Genomic DNA, 15,379 nt, shown 5'->3' with positions numbered 1-15,379 from the left:
GCGTCCGACGCCGCCGGTCGTCCCGCCGTCGGTCGGCGGCGGGACGCCGACCTCACCCGTGGCTCGATTGTCAGTGGCTCCCCGCACAATGGAAGCCGCAACGCGAAACGTGACGAAAGGGCGGCGTGACGCATGACCGTGTGGGACGACCTCGTCGGGCAGGAGAAGGTGAGCGAGCAGCTCGCCGCCGCCGCTCGGGACGCCGACGCGCTCGTCACCGCGGCAGGCGCCGCCGCCCCGCCGCCCGAGACGTCGAAGATGACGCACGCCTGGCTGATCACCGGGCCGCCCGGGGCCGGTCGCGGACAGGTGGCGCGGGCCTTCGCCGCCGCCCTGCAGTGCGTGAGCCCGGACCGGGCGCTCGGCGGCGTCCCGGGCTGCGGGTTCTGCGACGGCTGTCATACGGCGCTCATCGGCACCCACGCCGACGTCAACACCGTCGCCGCGGTCGGTTCGCAGATCCTCGCCGAGGACATGCGCGACACGGTCCGCAAGTCGTACACCTCGCCCGCCACGGGCCGCTGGCAGATCATCCTCGTCGAGGACGCCGAGCGGCTGAACGAGAAGTCCGCCAATGCCGTCCTCAAGGCCGTCGAGGAGCCCGCCCCGCGGACGGTCTGGCTGCTCTGCGCGCCCTCCCTGGAGGATGTGCTGCCCACCATCCGCTCCCGCTGCCGGCACCTGAACCTGCGCACGCCCTCCGTCGACGCCGTCGCCGACATGCTCATCCGGCGCGAGGGCATCGAGCCGGCCGTCGCCGCGGCCGCCGCCCGGGCCACGCAGGGGCACGTCGACCGCGCCCGTCGGCTGGCCACCGACCCCGCCGCCCGTGAGCGCCGCGCGGCCGTACTGAAGCTGCCCTTGCGCGTCGACGACGTCGGCGGCTGTCTCCGTGCCGCCCAGGAGCTGGTCGACGCGGCGACCGAGGACGCCAAGCAGCTCGCGGAGGAGAGGGACGGCAAGGAGACCGAGGAGCTGAAGGCGGCGCTGGGCGCGGCCCAGGGCGGCCGGATGCCCCGCGGTACGGCGGGTGTGATGAAGGACCTGGAGGACAAGCAGAAGCGCCGCAGGACGCGTACGCAGCGCGACAGCCTCGACCTCGCGCTCACCGACCTGACGGCCTTCTATCGCGACGTCCTCGCCCTCCAGCTCGGCTCCCGCGTCGCGATCGCCAACATGGACGCCGAGGACGCCCTCGAGCGGCTCGCCCGTGGCAGCAGCCCGGAATCCACCCTTCGCCGTATCGAGGCCATCGCCGGATGCAGACAGGCCCTCGACCGCAATGTGGCTCCGCTGCTGGCGGTGGAGGCGATGACGATGGCCCTGAGAGCGGGCTGACACCGACGGCGGCGAGCGCGTCGGCACCGACCACCGGCTGGTACCGGCCACCGGACGGACGCCGGTTACCGGGCTGGTGTCGGCCGCCGGGCCGAGGCCGGTTGCGGGGCTGCCACTGAGTGCCGGGCCGACGCCGGCCGCCGCACCGAGGCTGACGTCGGTCTTGGGTTGACGGCGTCACTCGTCCGTGTCCGTTCGCGTACGTAACGCGTTCGCGACATTGCGCAGAGTTACGCTCGCTGGATGTACATGAGGCGCTCTCTCCGCAGGTCCCGTACCGGCGTCACCCTCCTCTCGCTCGCCGCGCTGCTCGTCTCCGGCTGTTCCGCCGCGGAGTCGACGAGCTCCGCCGGTTCCACGGCGGTGGCGGCGCTCGTCGCGCTGCCGCGGGCCACGCCTTCGGCGCTCGCGCCGTACTACGGGCAGAAGCTGAGCTGGCGCGGCTGCGGTGTGCCCGGCTTCGAGTGCGCCACCCTGAAGGCGCCGCTCGACTACGCCGACCCGGGCGCGGGCGACGTCCGGCTCGCGGTCACCCGCAAGAAGGCGACAGGGCCGGGCAAGCGGCTCGGCTCGCTGCTGGTGAACCCGGGCGGACCGGGCGGCTCGGCGGTCGGCTACCTCCAGCAGTACGCCGGCATCGGCTACCCCGCCGGAGTCCGCGCCCGTTACGACATGGTCGCCGTCGACCCGCGGGGCGTGGCCCGCAGCGAGCCCGTGGAGTGCCTCGACGGGCGCGCGATGGACACGTACACGCAGACGGACGCGACCCCCGACGACCAGCGGGAGACCGGCGAACTCGTCGACTCTTACAAGGAGTTCGCGGAGGGCTGCGGCGCGCACTCGGCACCGCTGCTGCGGCACGTCTCCACCGTGGAGGCGGCCCGTGACATGGACATCCTGCGCGCGGTCCTGGGCGACGGGAAGCTGACGTACGTGGGGGCTTCGTACGGGACGTTCCTCGGTGCGACGTACGCGGGGCTCTTCCCGAACCGGGTGGGCCGGCTGGTCCTGGACGGTGCGATGGACCCGTCGCTGCCCGCCCGCCGGCTGAACCTGGACCAGACGGCGGGGTTCGAGACGGCGTTCCAGTCGTTCGCGAAGGACTGCGTCACGCGGTCCGACTGCCCGCTCGGCGGCAAGGGCACGGCTCCCGCCAAGGTCGGCCGGAACCTCAAGTCCTTCTTCCGCAAACTCGACGCTCGCCCGATCCCCACCGGCGACCCGGACGGCCGCAAGCTCGGCGAGGCCCTCGCCACCACCGGCGTGATCGCGGCGATGTACGACGAGAGCACCTGGGAGCAACTGCGCGAGGCGCTGACCTCGGCGATCAAGGACAAGGACGGCGCGGGCCTGCTCGCCCTCTCCGACAGCTACTACGAGCGGGACGCCGACGGCCGCTACGCCAACCTGATGGCCGCCAACGCCGCGGTGAACTGTCTCGACCTCCCCGCGGCCTTCTCCACCCCCGACCAGGTCGAGAAGGCACTCCCGTCCTTCGAGAAGGCGTCCCCGGTCTTCGGCGAGGGCCTCGCCTGGGCCTCCTTGAACTGCGCCTACTGGCCGGTGAGGCCCACGGGTGAGCCGCACCTCATCGAGGCGAAGGGCGCCGCCCCGATCGTCGTCGTCGGCACCACCCGGGACCCGGCGACCCCGTACCGCTGGGCCCGGTCCCTCGCCCACCAGCTCGCCTCGGCCCGCCTGCTCACCTACGAGGGCGACGGCCACACCGCCTACGGGCGCGGCAGCGCCTGCATCGACTCCGCGATCGACACCTACCTGCTCCACGGAACGCCTCCGGCGGACGGCAAGCGCTGCAAGTAGACCGCCCGGTGCCGGCCCGCGCGGACCCCGGGAGGACCGCTCCCGGGGGCTGTTCGGAGCACCCCTGGAAACTGTGTAGACTTACCGACGTTGCTGATCGCACCATGGTGTGACAGCGCGCCGCCTTAGCTCAGATGGCCAGAGCAACGCACTCGTAATGCGTAGGTCTCGGGTTCGAATCCCGAAGGCGGCTCTGCCGAAGCCTCAGGACTCACTCGCCGTGACCTGGGGCTTTTGCTTTTCTCGGGGCCGGGTTGGGCGCGAGATCAGTGGGCGGGCGGGCAGGGTGTGGGTCAGGTGGCCGCGTACGGCGCCGCGAGTGCGAAGTCCGTTGCCGCGAGGGCCGTCGACGCGCTGCCGTAGCGCCGCGGGCTCCACTCCACGAAGCTGAGTTCGCCGTACGTCCGCCGGTCGGTGAAGTATTCACCGCTGAGCCCTTCACCGGGTACGGCGCCGATCCACAGCTCCGCCACCCCGCGGTGTCGCTGGCTGCGCTGCCGGGCCCCGGGCCGGGGCTGGTTGGTGAACTGCCAGCGCAGGCACCATCGGCCGTCGTCCCCGCGCAGCAGCGAGGCATGGGTCGAGGTCGACACCGAGTCCGCGGTGAAGAGGGACACGCTGACGCGTGAGGCGCTCTGCACCACGTGCAGGACGGCGGGGATCGGGGGCACCGGGGTGCCGTCCGCACGGATGACGGAGGTGATCACCTCGCCCCGCCACGTGCCGTGCAGCAGCGGGCTCCCGGTGAACCGGCGTACGAGTTTCCAGTGCCACAGAGACCTGTCGTACGCCAGGGCGACGATGGCCACCGTGGTCCCGGCCACGGAGAAGAGCCGCAGTGGTGTCGGGGACAGCGCCTCGCCGGTGAGCAGGGCGAGGGCGAGCCAGACCAGGCAGACGATTCCGACGGTGACCTGCTGCCGTATGTCCTTCATGGCCGTCGCCGCCCCGCGCCCCGTACGTGATCCGCCGGAATCGGGAACGCCGTGCGGAACACGTACCCGCGCGGATCGTCGGTGTCCCTGGCCAGCACCACGCGGACGCCGGTCACATCGGTGCCGTCCGCGTGGTCGCGGCCGCGGGCCCAACGGCCCGTCGTCCTGCCCAGGTCGGCGTCGCAGACGAAGGGGCGTGAGTCGTCGCCGACCAGCCAGGCGACCATGTCGCCCGCGGAGTTGTACAGGGCGTCGTTGACGGCGTCGGCGGCCTGCCCGGGGGTGTCGAAGGAGGACGCGCCTGCCTCCGAGTCGTACGAATCGAACTCCCGCAGTTCGTCGAGGGAGCACCCCACGTGCTTGTCGATCGAGTGCCCGACGTCGCGCAGTTCCTCGCGGTACAGGTCGCTCAGCACGTCGACGCCGGACGGCGGCAGCCGGTCGGACAGTTCGCGGTACTCCGCGTCCCGGTCCTGGAAGTCGGCGACCCGCCCGCGCTCCCGGTGGTGGTCGGGGTGCAGGTCCTGGTGTTCGTCGAGGACCTGGCGCAGCATCTCCTCGTGGTCCTGCTCGTCCTCGGGTGTGTCGTGGAGGATCACCGTGCGCCTCCCGTCCGTGCCGCCTGCTTGCGTACGACCGCCGTCAGATCGGACTGCCGGCCCTGAGGGGTCAGGCCGGGGAGTGGCTTGTCGAGGTCCACGTGGACCATGGCGCAGTACGTGTCGGCCACCTCGCCGCCACAGGCACGGGCCATGGACTGGGCGAGGTCGCCGAGGGCGGGCGCGCGGCGCGGCTCGCCGTGCGGCGCCCGGTGCGCCTCGGCGCGTTCCTCCCGGCGCCGGGCGAAGGCGAGGGCCCGCCCTCGTTCCCTGCGCTGCGGGGTGCAACCGTCCCGGCAGATGTCGCGGGAGCACAGCTCGTACGGGAGCAGCCGGGACAGGGCGCGGGTCGGCTCCGCCATGTGCCGTACGACGGCGCCGTCGTCGACGACGCGTGCCGTGTCCACGGCCGGGTCGGGCCGGATCCCGGCGAGCAGGGGATCGGTGGTGCGGGGCGTGGTGATGAGGGCCTGGCCGCGCCGGAGAGTGGCCGCGGTCTGCGTGGAGCGGGGGCCGGCGCCCATGTCGTCGAGCATGGCCTGGCGGCTCTGCGCGCTGCGCAGGGCGTGCATGACCTTGACGCCGGTGAGGGCGGTGGCCGCCTCGTCCAGGCGTTCGGGCACCTGGTCGACGAGGACGAAGCCCTGCCCGAAGGAGCTGAGCTCGGCCAGGGCGTTGGCGAGGGCGGAGACCGCCTCCGCCGACCTGCGGTCGGGGCCGCCGGTCGGACGGGCGAAGACACGGTGGGCCTCCTCCAGCACGATGAGGTGGCGCAGCCGGCGGTTCTGGCTGCCGCGCAGCCGGGCGAAGGCGGACAGCTGGGAGATCAGGAAGCCGAGGGTCATGTCGATCGCGGCGGGGTCGGCCATGGAGGCCAGTTCCAGCACGGCGGGCCGGTCGAGGAGGCCGGCCCAGTCGGTCTGCTCCACGGTGTCGAACATGTAGCCGTGTTCACCGCTGAGCAGAGCCCGGACGCGGGTGGCGAGGGCCGGGAAGACGTTGAGGGCCTGGCCGCGGTAGGCGCTGTCGTCCTGGAGCGTGTCGAGGACGGGAAGCAGTGCGCGCAGGGTCGGGGCGGGGCCGGGCAGCGCGCGCCCGCCGTCCCAGCCCGCCCGGACGTAGGTCTCCTCCAGGGCCTGCTCGAGGATGAGCGGCAGCGCACTGTCCATGTCGGGCACCACGGCGCGGAAGACGGCCATCAGCGACGAGATGTGCGCGTGGACGGTGACGCCCGGGGGTGGCTGGAGCGGGTTGAACCGCCAGGGCGCGCGCTCGGAGTCACCGAGCGTGTGGACGCGCAACGCCTCCATGCCGGGCACGGCGAGCATTCCGCGATGCTCCGTCTTGACCGGCTCGACGACCAGCCAGGGCACCTTGTGGTCCCGCCACAGCTGGACGAGAAGGCTCTGAAGGGTGGTCGACTTGCCGGTGTTGGGCGCGCCGACGATCAGGGCGTGGCTGACGAGGTCGTCGAGCGGGAGGTGGAGGGCGGCCGCGGGGCCGCCGCTGATCCGGTTGCCCAGGGCGAGCACGGGGGTGTCCGGATCGGTCGCGGGCGCCGGGGTGACCTGGTCCAGCGCGGGCGAGGACACCTCCAGACCGGGGCAGCCGTCGGGGCCGGGAACCGGGAGCACGAGCATCGAGGCGGCTTCCTCGGGTCCGAACAGATAGGGCACGCGGCGTATGGACCCGGGCGCCTGGGGCAGCTGCCAGACGGGATGACCGCCCCAGGGCGCGATGGAGCCGCCGGCCAGGCACTGCGCGGCCAGCCGGAGCTCCTCACCGTCGCCGGGCCGGACGACGCTCACGCCGCCGGTCATCCCGCGTTCGGTCACCTCGTACGACGACCCGACGGCCGCCGCGAGCGTGGCGGCGACCGTGTCGGTGGTCGCCCGGTCGCCGACGACCGTGGCCCGCGCCAGGACCTTGGCCGAGCTGTCACCGAAGCGGCGCCAGGCCTCCAGGGCGCGGCGGGCGTTGTCGTCGGGCGGCAGCTCCACCGGCCCGAGGTACTCCTGCACGGTCCGGGCGGCTGCCTCGTACTCCAGCCCGGAGCAGAGATGGCCGTAGGCCTCGCTCTCCAGGGGGCTCAGCGCGGTCGGCAGGAACACCAGGCTGACCAGGACGGGGGACGGGGTGTGCAGCAGGGCGCGAAGGAAGGGGTCCCAGGCGGAGCCGTCGCCGTGCAGCCGTCCGGGCACGTAGTAGTACTCGGCGGCGGAGTACGCGGCCAGGGCGGGGGCGACGACTTCCTCCTGTCGGCGGACCTCGGCGCAGGTCACCGCGCCGTTGGGGACGACGAGGTCCGTCGGGTCGGCCCTTTCCAGGACGAAGCCGGGAGGCAGCAGCCGCTCCGCCGCGCCCAGCAACTGCTGGGCGGAAGCGGTGGCGTCGGACGGCGTGCTGCCGGCGGCGCGGGCGACGAGGTGGCAGTCGATGCCCTGGGGGCGACCGGCGGCGGGCGCGGTGTACCGGACCTCCAGGGCGGCGCGGTTCGCCCAGCCCCGCAGGGCCTGCACGATCCGGGTCGAGACGGCGCGCATCGCCGCGCCGCTCTCCGCGGGGCCGGCTGTCTCGGGCGCTCGGGGGCCCGAGACGATCCGGGCCGCCGCGGTGGCCCAGCAGACCGGCCTGGCGAAGAAGTCCGTGTCGGCCCAGATCACAGCCGTGTCATGGCGGATGTCCGGGGGCCACTGCACGTTGTCACCTCCTGGGGAGAGCGGGTGTCGGCGGCTCAGATGTCGTCGAACGGGTTGCGGGTGCGGTGCTCGGGCTGCGGCGCGGGGGTGTTCCGCGCGGTGTCGTCGCCTCGCATGAGGTTGGCCATGTTCTGCCGGGTGGCCTGGCGGTGTCCCTGCCGCTGCTGTGCCACGAGCAGCAGGATCGGCAGGCCGATGGGCCAGAAGGTGCCCGGCACCATGGTCTTGAAGCGGGCGCCGATGCCGTTCAGGCCGGAGCCGTTGATGTCGGCCCAGTGCAGGTTGAAGAGACCCATCGCGTAGCGGGTGGTGCCGATGATGCCCGCGACGTAGAGGATGAAGATGACCCAGCCCATGGCTGTCCTTCCGTGACGGCTCGGATCGTCGGGGATCCGGATGATGGCCGGAGAGCGGCCCCGGCCGGAGAGCGGCCGGATGACGGCCGGAGGCGGCCTGATGGTGGGGCGGGCGCGGCTCAGACGCCGAAGAACCCGCTCTGGTACTTGCGGATCTCCTCGCGGGCGAAGCCGGTGCTGTCCGCGACGCTGTAGAGCGCCGGGGCGACGGCGAGTCCATGGACGGACTCGATGACCGCGGTGAGGTCGAGGTAGTCGAAGAGCTTGAGATTGCCGGTGGTTCCGGTGAGGAGCCAGCCGGCGGTGAGGTTGGTGCCGACCGGGAAGCCGTAGTGCATCATCCGCAGGCCGCGGGCCTTGCGGTCCAACGGCTGGACGACGAGGAACCTGCGGGCGCCCTGCCCGCGCATCGCGGAGAACAGGCCGTCGGAGTTGTTCTCCAGGTTCATCTCGACGGGCAGGCCTTGATCCTGGGTCGCCTTGGCGACCTCACGCAGATAGCTGTCGGAGTGCCCGGCCGCGCCGGGGATCAGCTGGTTGAAGGAGTCGATGACGTCGAACTGGTTGAGGATTCCCACGGTGTCCCCCCGAGATCGTCCGATTGACTGACAGGGGGAGTGAACACGCGGCATGGCGCACTTACGGCGCACAGAGCGTCGTTACGGCGCACGGGCCACCCAAGTCCGGTTCGCGGCTCACCAGTTCCAGCGGAAACCGACCACCGACCGCTCGACGAAGGGCACATAGCGGTGCGCGCTGCCCGTGTCGCACACCTGGGCGGGCTCCAATTGCACCGGATCGCCCAGATGATGGTCCGCCCAGGTCGCCCACCAGAGTCGACTGGGCAGCCGGCGCGGCTCGAAGTGCACCGCCATGTCGAAGTTCTCGATCCGGCCACGGGCGGGACGCCGTACCTCCTGCGGGGGGTGCGGAGCGGGGCGGTAGGCGGTGCGGTACTCGAACGAGGTGCGCTGCCCCTGTTTGAGCGGCTGTGGGAACAGGATCTCGTGGGACACCAGGCCGTCGTAGTGATGTTCCGGTCCGAGGGTTCCGCCGTGCAGCACCTCGATGGCCTCCACGGAGGATTCGTGATTGAACAGGTAGCTGTCCACTCCGTCCTCCAGAGCCATGATCACATGCTTGGTACGCCGTTCGGTCAACTGCCCGTCACAGTCGAAGAAATAGCGCTCAAATACTGTCACCGTGCGATGCCATTGTCGTCTGATCATCTCCCGGGGTTCCTGGACCGCGTCGGAGATTCCGTCGGGCCGGTTGCCGGAATCGCTTTCGTGTGTGGCCCGTAGGCACTCGGCGTCCCGCTCGTCCAGTTGAAAGGCGTCGATGAGCCAGGTCAGCGTCTCCGCCGTGATCATCGTGCCGTCGAGCGCACGGCGGACGCGGTCCTTCTGGATGCGCGGGAGGGACTGCTCGGACTCGGGGAACTCGCCTGACTCCCAGAGGTGTTCGGCCAGGACCTGGGCCACGGCGGCGATGCTCACCCGCCCGCCCGACCGGTCCCGCTGTACACGTGCGCGCCACCGGGTCCGGTATCGCGGCTGGGTGGCCAGCAGTTCGGTGAGCAGAGCCGAAGTGGCCTCGAAAGTCTTTTCCTTGATCAACGCTGCTCCACCCGCGGTAAACCGAATCACGGCACAGGCATTCAACCACAAGGAAAAGATCGCCAAACTCGCCCGCAGAAAACGCAGTTGAATACCGAACCTGGACGCGGCACCGAATTCTGATCAAGCTTCCGGCCCGGTTTCGGGAGAAGTTCCGGGCTGTCGGGGCGCGGGGCGGGGGGGGCGTGGCGCCGGGGCATCGCCTCGTCGGGCCCGGCGTCCGCCGTACGGCGGACCGGATTTGTGGCGAAGAGCGGCGATGTATCGATTCGGCGAACGAGTGCCCTCATTGTGTAGGAAGTGTGTGCATCATGTGCTTGAATCATGCACAACTCGGCCAGGTGGCCTGATCTGATCGCCCGGTTTCCCCTCTGCCCTGCCGCCCTCGGCAGGGCAGCCGCGCCTCCCGGTCAAGCCACCTGAGCCGAGCCGTAGTTCATCACTGGTCCGGCGGGCGGATTCGGCCGCCGCATCACCGTGTCGGTACACCGCGCCCGTCTGTCGTGTGCTCGGTCGTGACGCATGTGAAGGGAACCCTGATGACCGCCACCGTCTCCAACTTCCACTACGGAGCCGTGACTCCCGTGGCCGCCTATCTCATGGCGTGTCTCGGCGCGGGACTCGGGCTACGGTGCACGACCCGCTCGCTCCGGCGCCCGCAGCACCGGGCCGGCTGGCTGGCGCTGGGCGCCATATCGATCGGCTGCGGTATCTGGACCATGCACTTCATCGCCATGATCGGCTTCAGCGTCCAGGGCGCGCTGGTGAACTACGACGTGACGAAGACGCTCCTCAGTCTCGGCGTCGCGATCGTCGTGGTCGCCGTCGGAGTGTTCCTCGTCGGCTACCGCGGCGGCTCACCGCTGAACCTGGGCGTGGCCGGGCTGATCACCGGGCTCGGGGTCGCGGCCATGCACTACCTCGGTATGGCCGCCATCCACACCGACGGCGGCCTCCACTACGACACGCGGGCGGTGGCCCTGTCGGTCGTCATCGCCGTCGCAGCCGCCACGGCTGCGCTGTGGGCGGCGGTCTCCGTCCACGGGCTGTGGTCCAGCGTCGGCGCGAGCCTGGTCATGGGCGTGGCCGTGACCGGCATGCACTACACCGGGATGGCCGCGGTCTCCGTCCACCTCACCGGTGAAGCGCCGGCCGTGCAGTCGTCCACCACGCTCCTGTCGTTCCTCCTGGTCATGCTCGCCGCACCGTTCGCCATTCTGCTGATCGCCGCCGTGATCGTGATGTTCGACCCGGACATGATGCTCGGCGACAAGGAAGCCGACCGGGCGGCGCCCGCACCGCAAGGAGTCGACGGCGACAACTACGGCGTCGGCGGTGACCACTACGACGCCGGCGGCGACATCTACGGCACCGGCCACGGCACCGGCTGGGGCAACGGGTTTCCCCCGCAGCAGCCGACCCAGCCGTCGAACCCGTCCAGCACCTGGTGACGGATCCCGCGGAAGCGGTCGCCGGGCCGGACGGACGTCGGCGGTCCGGGGTGGATCAGCGGCCGGGTGTCACAGCGGTCCGGGTCTCACAGCAGGGCCGCGCCGGTCGCGATGGCTGCCAGGCCGGTGATCAGCATGATGATGTGGGGCGCGGTGTGCCTATCATGCACACAACATTCACGTGTTCGAGGCATGCGCGCACGCGCGCCCCGGACACAGCGCACCCCGGGGGAAACTGAGTGCGTCCGACTTCTTCGCGTGCCCTTCGTGGCGCCCTGACGGCCGGTGTCGCAGCCGGAATCATCGCGACCGGCGTCACCGTGCCCGCCCAGGCCGCGAGCGGGTACGACCGCTGCTCATGGGGCAGCCTCTGTGTCTTCAGCGATCCGCTGGGCAAGGGGCAGATGCTGGTCGTCAAAGGCAGCGCGCTGAACCTCGGCGCGTGGGACAACCGCATCAGTTCCTACGCGAACTACACGGATTGGCCCGTGTGCTTCACCATCGCTGCCGGGCTCGACCCGCGGGAGGGCGGCACGCACTACTACCCGGGGCGGGGCTCTTTCGACGAAAGCGCGATGCCCGAGCTCGACAACGCGGTCAGCTCGCTCGACCTCGGTCCCGAAGCAGACCAGTTCTGCGCGGGTGAGAGCCGGTACGCGACCTTCCAGTGGGACAACGAGCCGAAGCCCAGGCCCGCCGTACTTCCCGCGCACGGGGCCTTCGGCGATGTGAACGGCGACGGGTACGCCGATTTCTTCTCCCGTAACAAGTACGGGCAGTTGTGGACATCCCACGCGTACGGCAGCGGGAGCGGTGCCCGGCTCGTCGGGAGCGGCTGGAACGCCATGACGCAACTGGTCCGGCACGGTGACCACAACGGGGACGCCAAGGAGGACCTGTACGCCCGGGACAAGACCGGGGTGCTGTGGTTCTACCCGGGCCGGGGCGACGGGACCTTCGGCACGAGGGTGCGGGTCGGCGGCGGCTGGAACACCATGCGCGACCTCGCGGCCGCAGGGGATCTGACGGGCGACGGCAGGGCCGATCTGCTCGCCGCCGACCGTGCGGGCACCCTGTGGGCGTATCCGGGCGACGGCAAGGGTTCCTTCGGGACGCGGAAGAAGGTCGGCGGCGGCTGGAAGGTCATGAACGAGCTTGTCGGCGCGGGCGACATGAACAGCGACAAGCGAGCCGACCTCGTGGCCCGGGACACCGCCGGGAAGCTGTGGTTCTACCCCGGCAACGGCAAGGGCGGTTTCGGCACCCGCAAACTCATCGGAGCCGGCTGGAACGGGTTCACCGAGCTCGTCGGCCTGGGCGACATGACCGGTGACGGACGGCCGGACCTGATCGCACACGCCCCGCGCGAGGCCTCGCTGCGCGTCTACCCGGGAACCGGCGCGGCGGACGGCGGCGTCAAGGCCGCGAAGATCTTCGGCAGCCTCCAGTCGGGCGTCCTGGTCTTCTGACCGGCACGCGGGACCGCTGCCGTCCCGAGGTCGCATCGCACCTCACCGACTGATCCCGACCGCTTCCGGGCCGGTACCGCCGGGCCCGATCCTGCCGGACCGAACGGAGAACGATTCATGCTTCGCATTTCCCTGGGCCGACGAACCCCGTGCGCGCTCCCGTCGCTCGGACGTACCGCCACCCGGCGAACCCTCGGTGCCGCGGTGGCCCTCGCCGCGTCCATGGCCACGCTGGTCGGCACCGCCCCGCAGGCGGCGGCCACGGACAACTCGGCCCGCTGCCCCTCGGGGAAGCTGTGCTTCTTCCAGTACGGCCAGTACAAGGGCGAGATGAAGATCGTCTCGTCGAGCCAGGCCGCCCTGGGCGGTTTCGACAACAAGACCTCGTCGTTGGTCAACAACAGCGGGAAGTGGGCAGTCGCGTACACCGGCGCCAAGTACACCGGCGGTGACACGCTGCTCATCAGCCCGCACAACGGGGCCATCGAGCTCACCGGCGGCGCGTTCGGCGGCGCGTTCGACAACAAGATCAGCTCGATCCGGGTCGCCACCACCGAGTACGAGGCGGTCCAGGGCGTCCCCTGGATGGACTGGTACCGCCAGCCGGAGGAGAAGCGGCCGGAGGGACTGCCCGACGTGGCCCGCTTCGGGGACCTGAACAACGACGGGCGTCCCGATCTCCTGGAGCGCGCGGCTGACGGCCGGCTGTGGTTCCTCTCGGGCATCGGCAATGCCGACGGGAGCACCAAGGGGAAGCTCGTCGGGAGCGGCTGGAACGCCATGACGCAACTGGTCCGGCACGGTGACCACAACGGGGACGCCAAGGAGGACCTGTACGCCCGGGACAAGACCGGGGTGCTGTGGTTCTACCCGGGCCGGGGCGATGGCACCTTCGGGACGCGGAAGAAGGTCGGCGGCGGCTGGAACACCATGCGCGAGATCAGCGCGGCCGGAGACCTGTCCGGTGACGGCCGCAGGGATCTGCTGGCCCGCGACAGCGCCGGAAAGCTGTGGCTGTACCCGGGCAAGGGCAACGGCGTCTTCGGCGCCCGCAAGATCGCCGGCAGTGGCTGGAACGCCTTGAACCAGATGGTCTCACCGGGCGACATGACCGGCGACGGCAAGAGCGACCTGGTGGCCCGCGACGGATCACGTGCGCTGTGGCTGTACGCGGGTAACGGCAAGGGCGGCTTCGTGCCGCGCAAGAAGCTGCCCTACGCCTGGCCCAGCGACGAGCCGGTGATCGCGACGGGCGATGTGAACGGCGACGGCCTCTCCGACCTCCTGCGGCCCATCGACTTCCAGGTGTTCGTCTACTACGGGAACGGCAGGGGTTCTGTCGGCGGCCCGAACGCCGACATGCTCTGGGACAACGCCACCAACGTCCGCGTGTTCTGACGCAACGGGGGCACCGAGCCGGCGTATGCCGGACAGGAGGTGGGCGAGGGCGGCGGGCGTGGTGGTCAGGATCGTGGTGGGGCTGTCGCTCTCGCGGAGGCGGAAGGTGGTGGCGGTGGCGGTCGCGAGTTCTAGGCAGTTGTTGCCGTCGCCGAAACCTGAGAAGGACGACTTCTGCCAGCCGTCGGGGGTCGTCGCAGCGCGCATCACAGTTCCTTCGTCAACCTGTGGATGAAGTCACGCGAACGTTCGGGGTCCAGTGACACTGCTTCCACCTTACGGAAGAGCGTTCGAAGCGCGCCCAGTTGAGCCTCTGAGTCGATGTAGGCCGTGCCGTGTGGCGTGTCGCGCAACGCTGTGTCCAGCTTGGGCACAGCCCCGCCCGCGTAGGCCATCGCGCTCGCTGCACCGGCGAAGCCATCCAGGTCGAAAGGGATGACGCGCACGGTGACCTGGTCGGCTTCGGAGACTTCCAGGACGTGGGTGAGTTGAGCGCGTGCAGCCACCCGGTCGCCGACTCTGATGCGGAGCGCCGACTCGTGTATCACCGCCGCATAAGGGATCGGGGTGGGGCCCTCGATGACGACTTTCCGGTCCATCCGGTGGCGAACGCGCAACTCAATGTCGCCGTGGGGTAGTTCCGGAACCCTGTAGGAGTAGATCGCGCGGGCGTAGTCCTCCGTCTGGAACAGGCCAGGGATGTACAGAAACTCCACGTCATACCGGCAAGTGGCGTGGTGCTCCAGTTCGGCGAGGTCCAGGAAGGGCATGGGCAGCAGCCCGCGGTACCTCTCCCACCAGCCGTGTGTTCTGTCGGATGCCATCGCGACCAGAGCTTCGATGAACGCCTCGTCCATACAGGCGTAGTGGGATGCCAGGCTCCGTAGCCGGTCCTCGCCGACCCCGGCGACTCCGGATTCCATCTGGCTCATCTGGGCGGAGTCGGACCCGATGAGTGCGGCGGCCTCACGCGCCTTGAGGCCGGCGGCTTCACGCAGTTTGCGCAGCTCGGCGCCTAGGCGCTCCTGACGTGCGGTGGGCTGCCGTCTGCGCGGCATGGCTTCCTCCTAGCCCCAACTGCCCTGGGGGCAGCGACTCGTTCGAGCGGCAGATTACGGCAACGACTTGCAGCGTCCCAAATTTTACCCGTACCGTCGGTGGCGCACCGCACACGCTGCGGAAGCGCACCGCTCCGTCCTGCCATGACGGCTGCGGCAATGCCACCGCGCGCAATTCCCGCACCCCCCACCCCCGGAGCTGACGCATGCCCGAAACCGCCGCCACCCCCGACTCCTGGGAGTACTCCCTCTACATCCCCGGCGACCCCCGCGCCGTCACGGTCTGCCGCCGCACCCTGCGCCTGATCCTCACCCTGCACGGCCTGATCCACCTGGTCGACATCGCGGAGCTGCTCGCCTCGGAGCTGGTCTCCAATGCCGTACTGCACACCAAGGGACCGGCCTGCCTGCGCCTCCGCTTCCGGGACGGCATCCTCCAGATCGGTGCCTGGGACGCGGACCCTGAGCCGCCCGAGCCGCCGGGACGGCTGGAGGGGCTGACCGGCGCCGAGAGCGGGCGCGGCATGGCGTTGGTCCGGGCCTGCGCCGACGTCTGGCACTGGCAGCCGCTGTCCCGGATGGGGTATCGGGGCAAGCTCGTGTGGTGCGAACTGAACGCGGCGTAGCGCGTTTCTG

General features: G+C 70.7%; 13 protein-coding genes, 1 tRNA gene and 1 pseudogene. 7 read left to right on the top strand and 8 right to left on the bottom strand.

What is annotated here, in order from left to right; all coding sequences use genetic code 11:
* Positions 1 to 132: 132 nt before the first annotated feature.
* From OHU34_RS18985 to OHU34_RS18975, 3 genes are all read left to right on the top strand, one after another.
* On the top strand, positions 133 to 1,338 hold the full coding sequence (locus OHU34_RS18985; RefSeq protein WP_020129313.1) for a DNA polymerase III subunit delta': 1,206 nt from the start codon (positions 133 to 135) through the stop codon (positions 1,336 to 1,338).
* Between the two features lie 243 nt (positions 1,339 to 1,581).
* On the top strand, positions 1,582 to 3,159 hold the full coding sequence (locus OHU34_RS18980) for an alpha/beta hydrolase (RefSeq protein ID WP_405767372.1): 1,578 nt from the start codon (positions 1,582 to 1,584) through the stop codon (positions 3,157 to 3,159).
* Between the two features lie 119 nt (positions 3,160 to 3,278).
* Positions 3,279 to 3,352: transfer RNA gene (locus tag OHU34_RS18975), tRNA-Thr, on the top strand.
* Between the two features lie 100 nt (positions 3,353 to 3,452).
* Here OHU34_RS18975 and OHU34_RS18970 read toward each other — a convergent pair.
* The 6 genes from OHU34_RS18970 to OHU34_RS18945 all read right to left on the bottom strand — a co-directional run bounded on the left by OHU34_RS18970 (position 3,453) and on the right by OHU34_RS18945 (position 9,367).
* Positions 3,453 to 4,094 carry a hypothetical protein gene (locus OHU34_RS18970; protein ID WP_142265508.1) on the bottom strand — a complete coding sequence of 214 codons (642 nt, stop codon included), beginning with the start codon at positions 4,092 to 4,094 and terminating at the stop codon, positions 3,453 to 3,455.
* Positions 4,091 to 4,693, bottom strand: a complete 603-nt coding sequence (locus OHU34_RS18965) for an RNase A-like domain-containing protein (protein ID WP_142265509.1) — start codon at positions 4,691 to 4,693, stop codon at positions 4,091 to 4,093. Before OHU34_RS18965 ends, OHU34_RS18970 begins: the two co-directional genes overlap by 4 nt.
* Positions 4,690 to 7,392, bottom strand: a complete 2,703-nt coding sequence (locus OHU34_RS18960; protein ID WP_230194991.1) for a hypothetical protein — start codon at positions 7,390 to 7,392, stop codon at positions 4,690 to 4,692. Before OHU34_RS18960 ends, OHU34_RS18965 begins: the two co-directional genes overlap by 4 nt.
* A 35-nt stretch (positions 7,393 to 7,427) precedes the next feature.
* A complete protein-coding gene (locus OHU34_RS18955) occupies positions 7,428 to 7,748 on the bottom strand; it encodes a hypothetical protein (protein WP_142265511.1) in 321 nt (106 codons plus the stop codon).
* 119 nt (positions 7,749 to 7,867) lie between these two features.
* The gene (locus tag OHU34_RS18950; protein ID WP_020129319.1) at positions 7,868 to 8,326 is read right to left on the bottom strand and encodes a hypothetical protein; all 459 of its coding nucleotides are present in this window, start codon (positions 8,324 to 8,326) and stop codon (positions 7,868 to 7,870) included.
* 117 nt (positions 8,327 to 8,443) lie between these two features.
* Positions 8,444 to 9,367 carry a hypothetical protein gene (locus OHU34_RS18945; RefSeq protein ID WP_142265512.1) on the bottom strand — a complete coding sequence of 308 codons (924 nt, stop codon included), beginning with the start codon at positions 9,365 to 9,367 and terminating at the stop codon, positions 8,444 to 8,446.
* 539 nt (positions 9,368 to 9,906) lie between these two features.
* Between OHU34_RS18945 and OHU34_RS18940 the strand changes: the two genes are divergently transcribed.
* The 3 genes from OHU34_RS18940 (at position 9,907) to OHU34_RS18930 (ending at position 13,685) form a co-directional block, all read left to right on the top strand.
* Positions 9,907 to 10,818 carry an MHYT domain-containing protein gene (locus OHU34_RS18940; protein WP_230194989.1) on the top strand — a complete coding sequence of 304 codons (912 nt, stop codon included), beginning with the start codon at positions 9,907 to 9,909 and terminating at the stop codon, positions 10,816 to 10,818.
* 239 nt (positions 10,819 to 11,057) lie between these two features.
* Positions 11,058 to 12,287 carry an FG-GAP-like repeat-containing protein gene (locus OHU34_RS18935; protein ID WP_142265514.1) on the top strand — a complete coding sequence of 410 codons (1,230 nt, stop codon included), beginning with the start codon at positions 11,058 to 11,060 and terminating at the stop codon, positions 12,285 to 12,287.
* Positions 12,288 to 12,404: 117 nt separating this feature from the next.
* A complete protein-coding gene (locus OHU34_RS18930; RefSeq protein WP_142265515.1) occupies positions 12,405 to 13,685 on the top strand; it encodes an FG-GAP-like repeat-containing protein in 1,281 nt (426 codons plus the stop codon).
* A gap of 33 nt (positions 13,686 to 13,718) precedes the next feature.
* On the opposite strand, the pseudogene OHU34_RS18925 reads toward OHU34_RS18930, so the two are convergent.
* Both OHU34_RS18925 and OHU34_RS18920 read right to left on the bottom strand, forming a co-directional pair.
* Positions 13,719 to 13,892: pseudogene (locus OHU34_RS18925) on the bottom strand (DUF397 domain-containing protein); the annotation flags it as partial.
* Positions 13,892 to 14,743: a helix-turn-helix domain-containing protein gene (locus OHU34_RS18920; RefSeq protein ID WP_405767366.1), complete on the bottom strand. Its 852-nt coding sequence runs from the start codon at positions 14,741 to 14,743 to the stop codon at positions 13,892 to 13,894. The pseudogene OHU34_RS18925 and the gene OHU34_RS18920, both read right to left, overlap by 1 nt.
* A 206-nt stretch (positions 14,744 to 14,949) precedes the next feature.
* On the opposite strand from OHU34_RS18920, the gene OHU34_RS18915 reads away from it, so the two are divergent.
* The gene (locus OHU34_RS18915; RefSeq protein ID WP_405767364.1) at positions 14,950 to 15,369 is read left to right on the top strand and encodes an ATP-binding protein; all 420 of its coding nucleotides are present in this window, start codon (positions 14,950 to 14,952) and stop codon (positions 15,367 to 15,369) included.
* The last annotated feature ends 10 nt before the right edge of the window (positions 15,370 to 15,379 follow it).

Origin of the sequence: Streptomyces sp. NBC_00080 (assembly GCF_045041255.1) — a bacterium.
Taxonomy (GTDB): domain Bacteria; phylum Actinomycetota; class Actinomycetes; order Streptomycetales; family Streptomycetaceae; genus Streptomyces; species Streptomyces coriariae.
The sequence above is the reverse complement of the archived record's forward strand: the minus strand, read 5'-3'. Positions and strand labels throughout refer to the sequence as shown.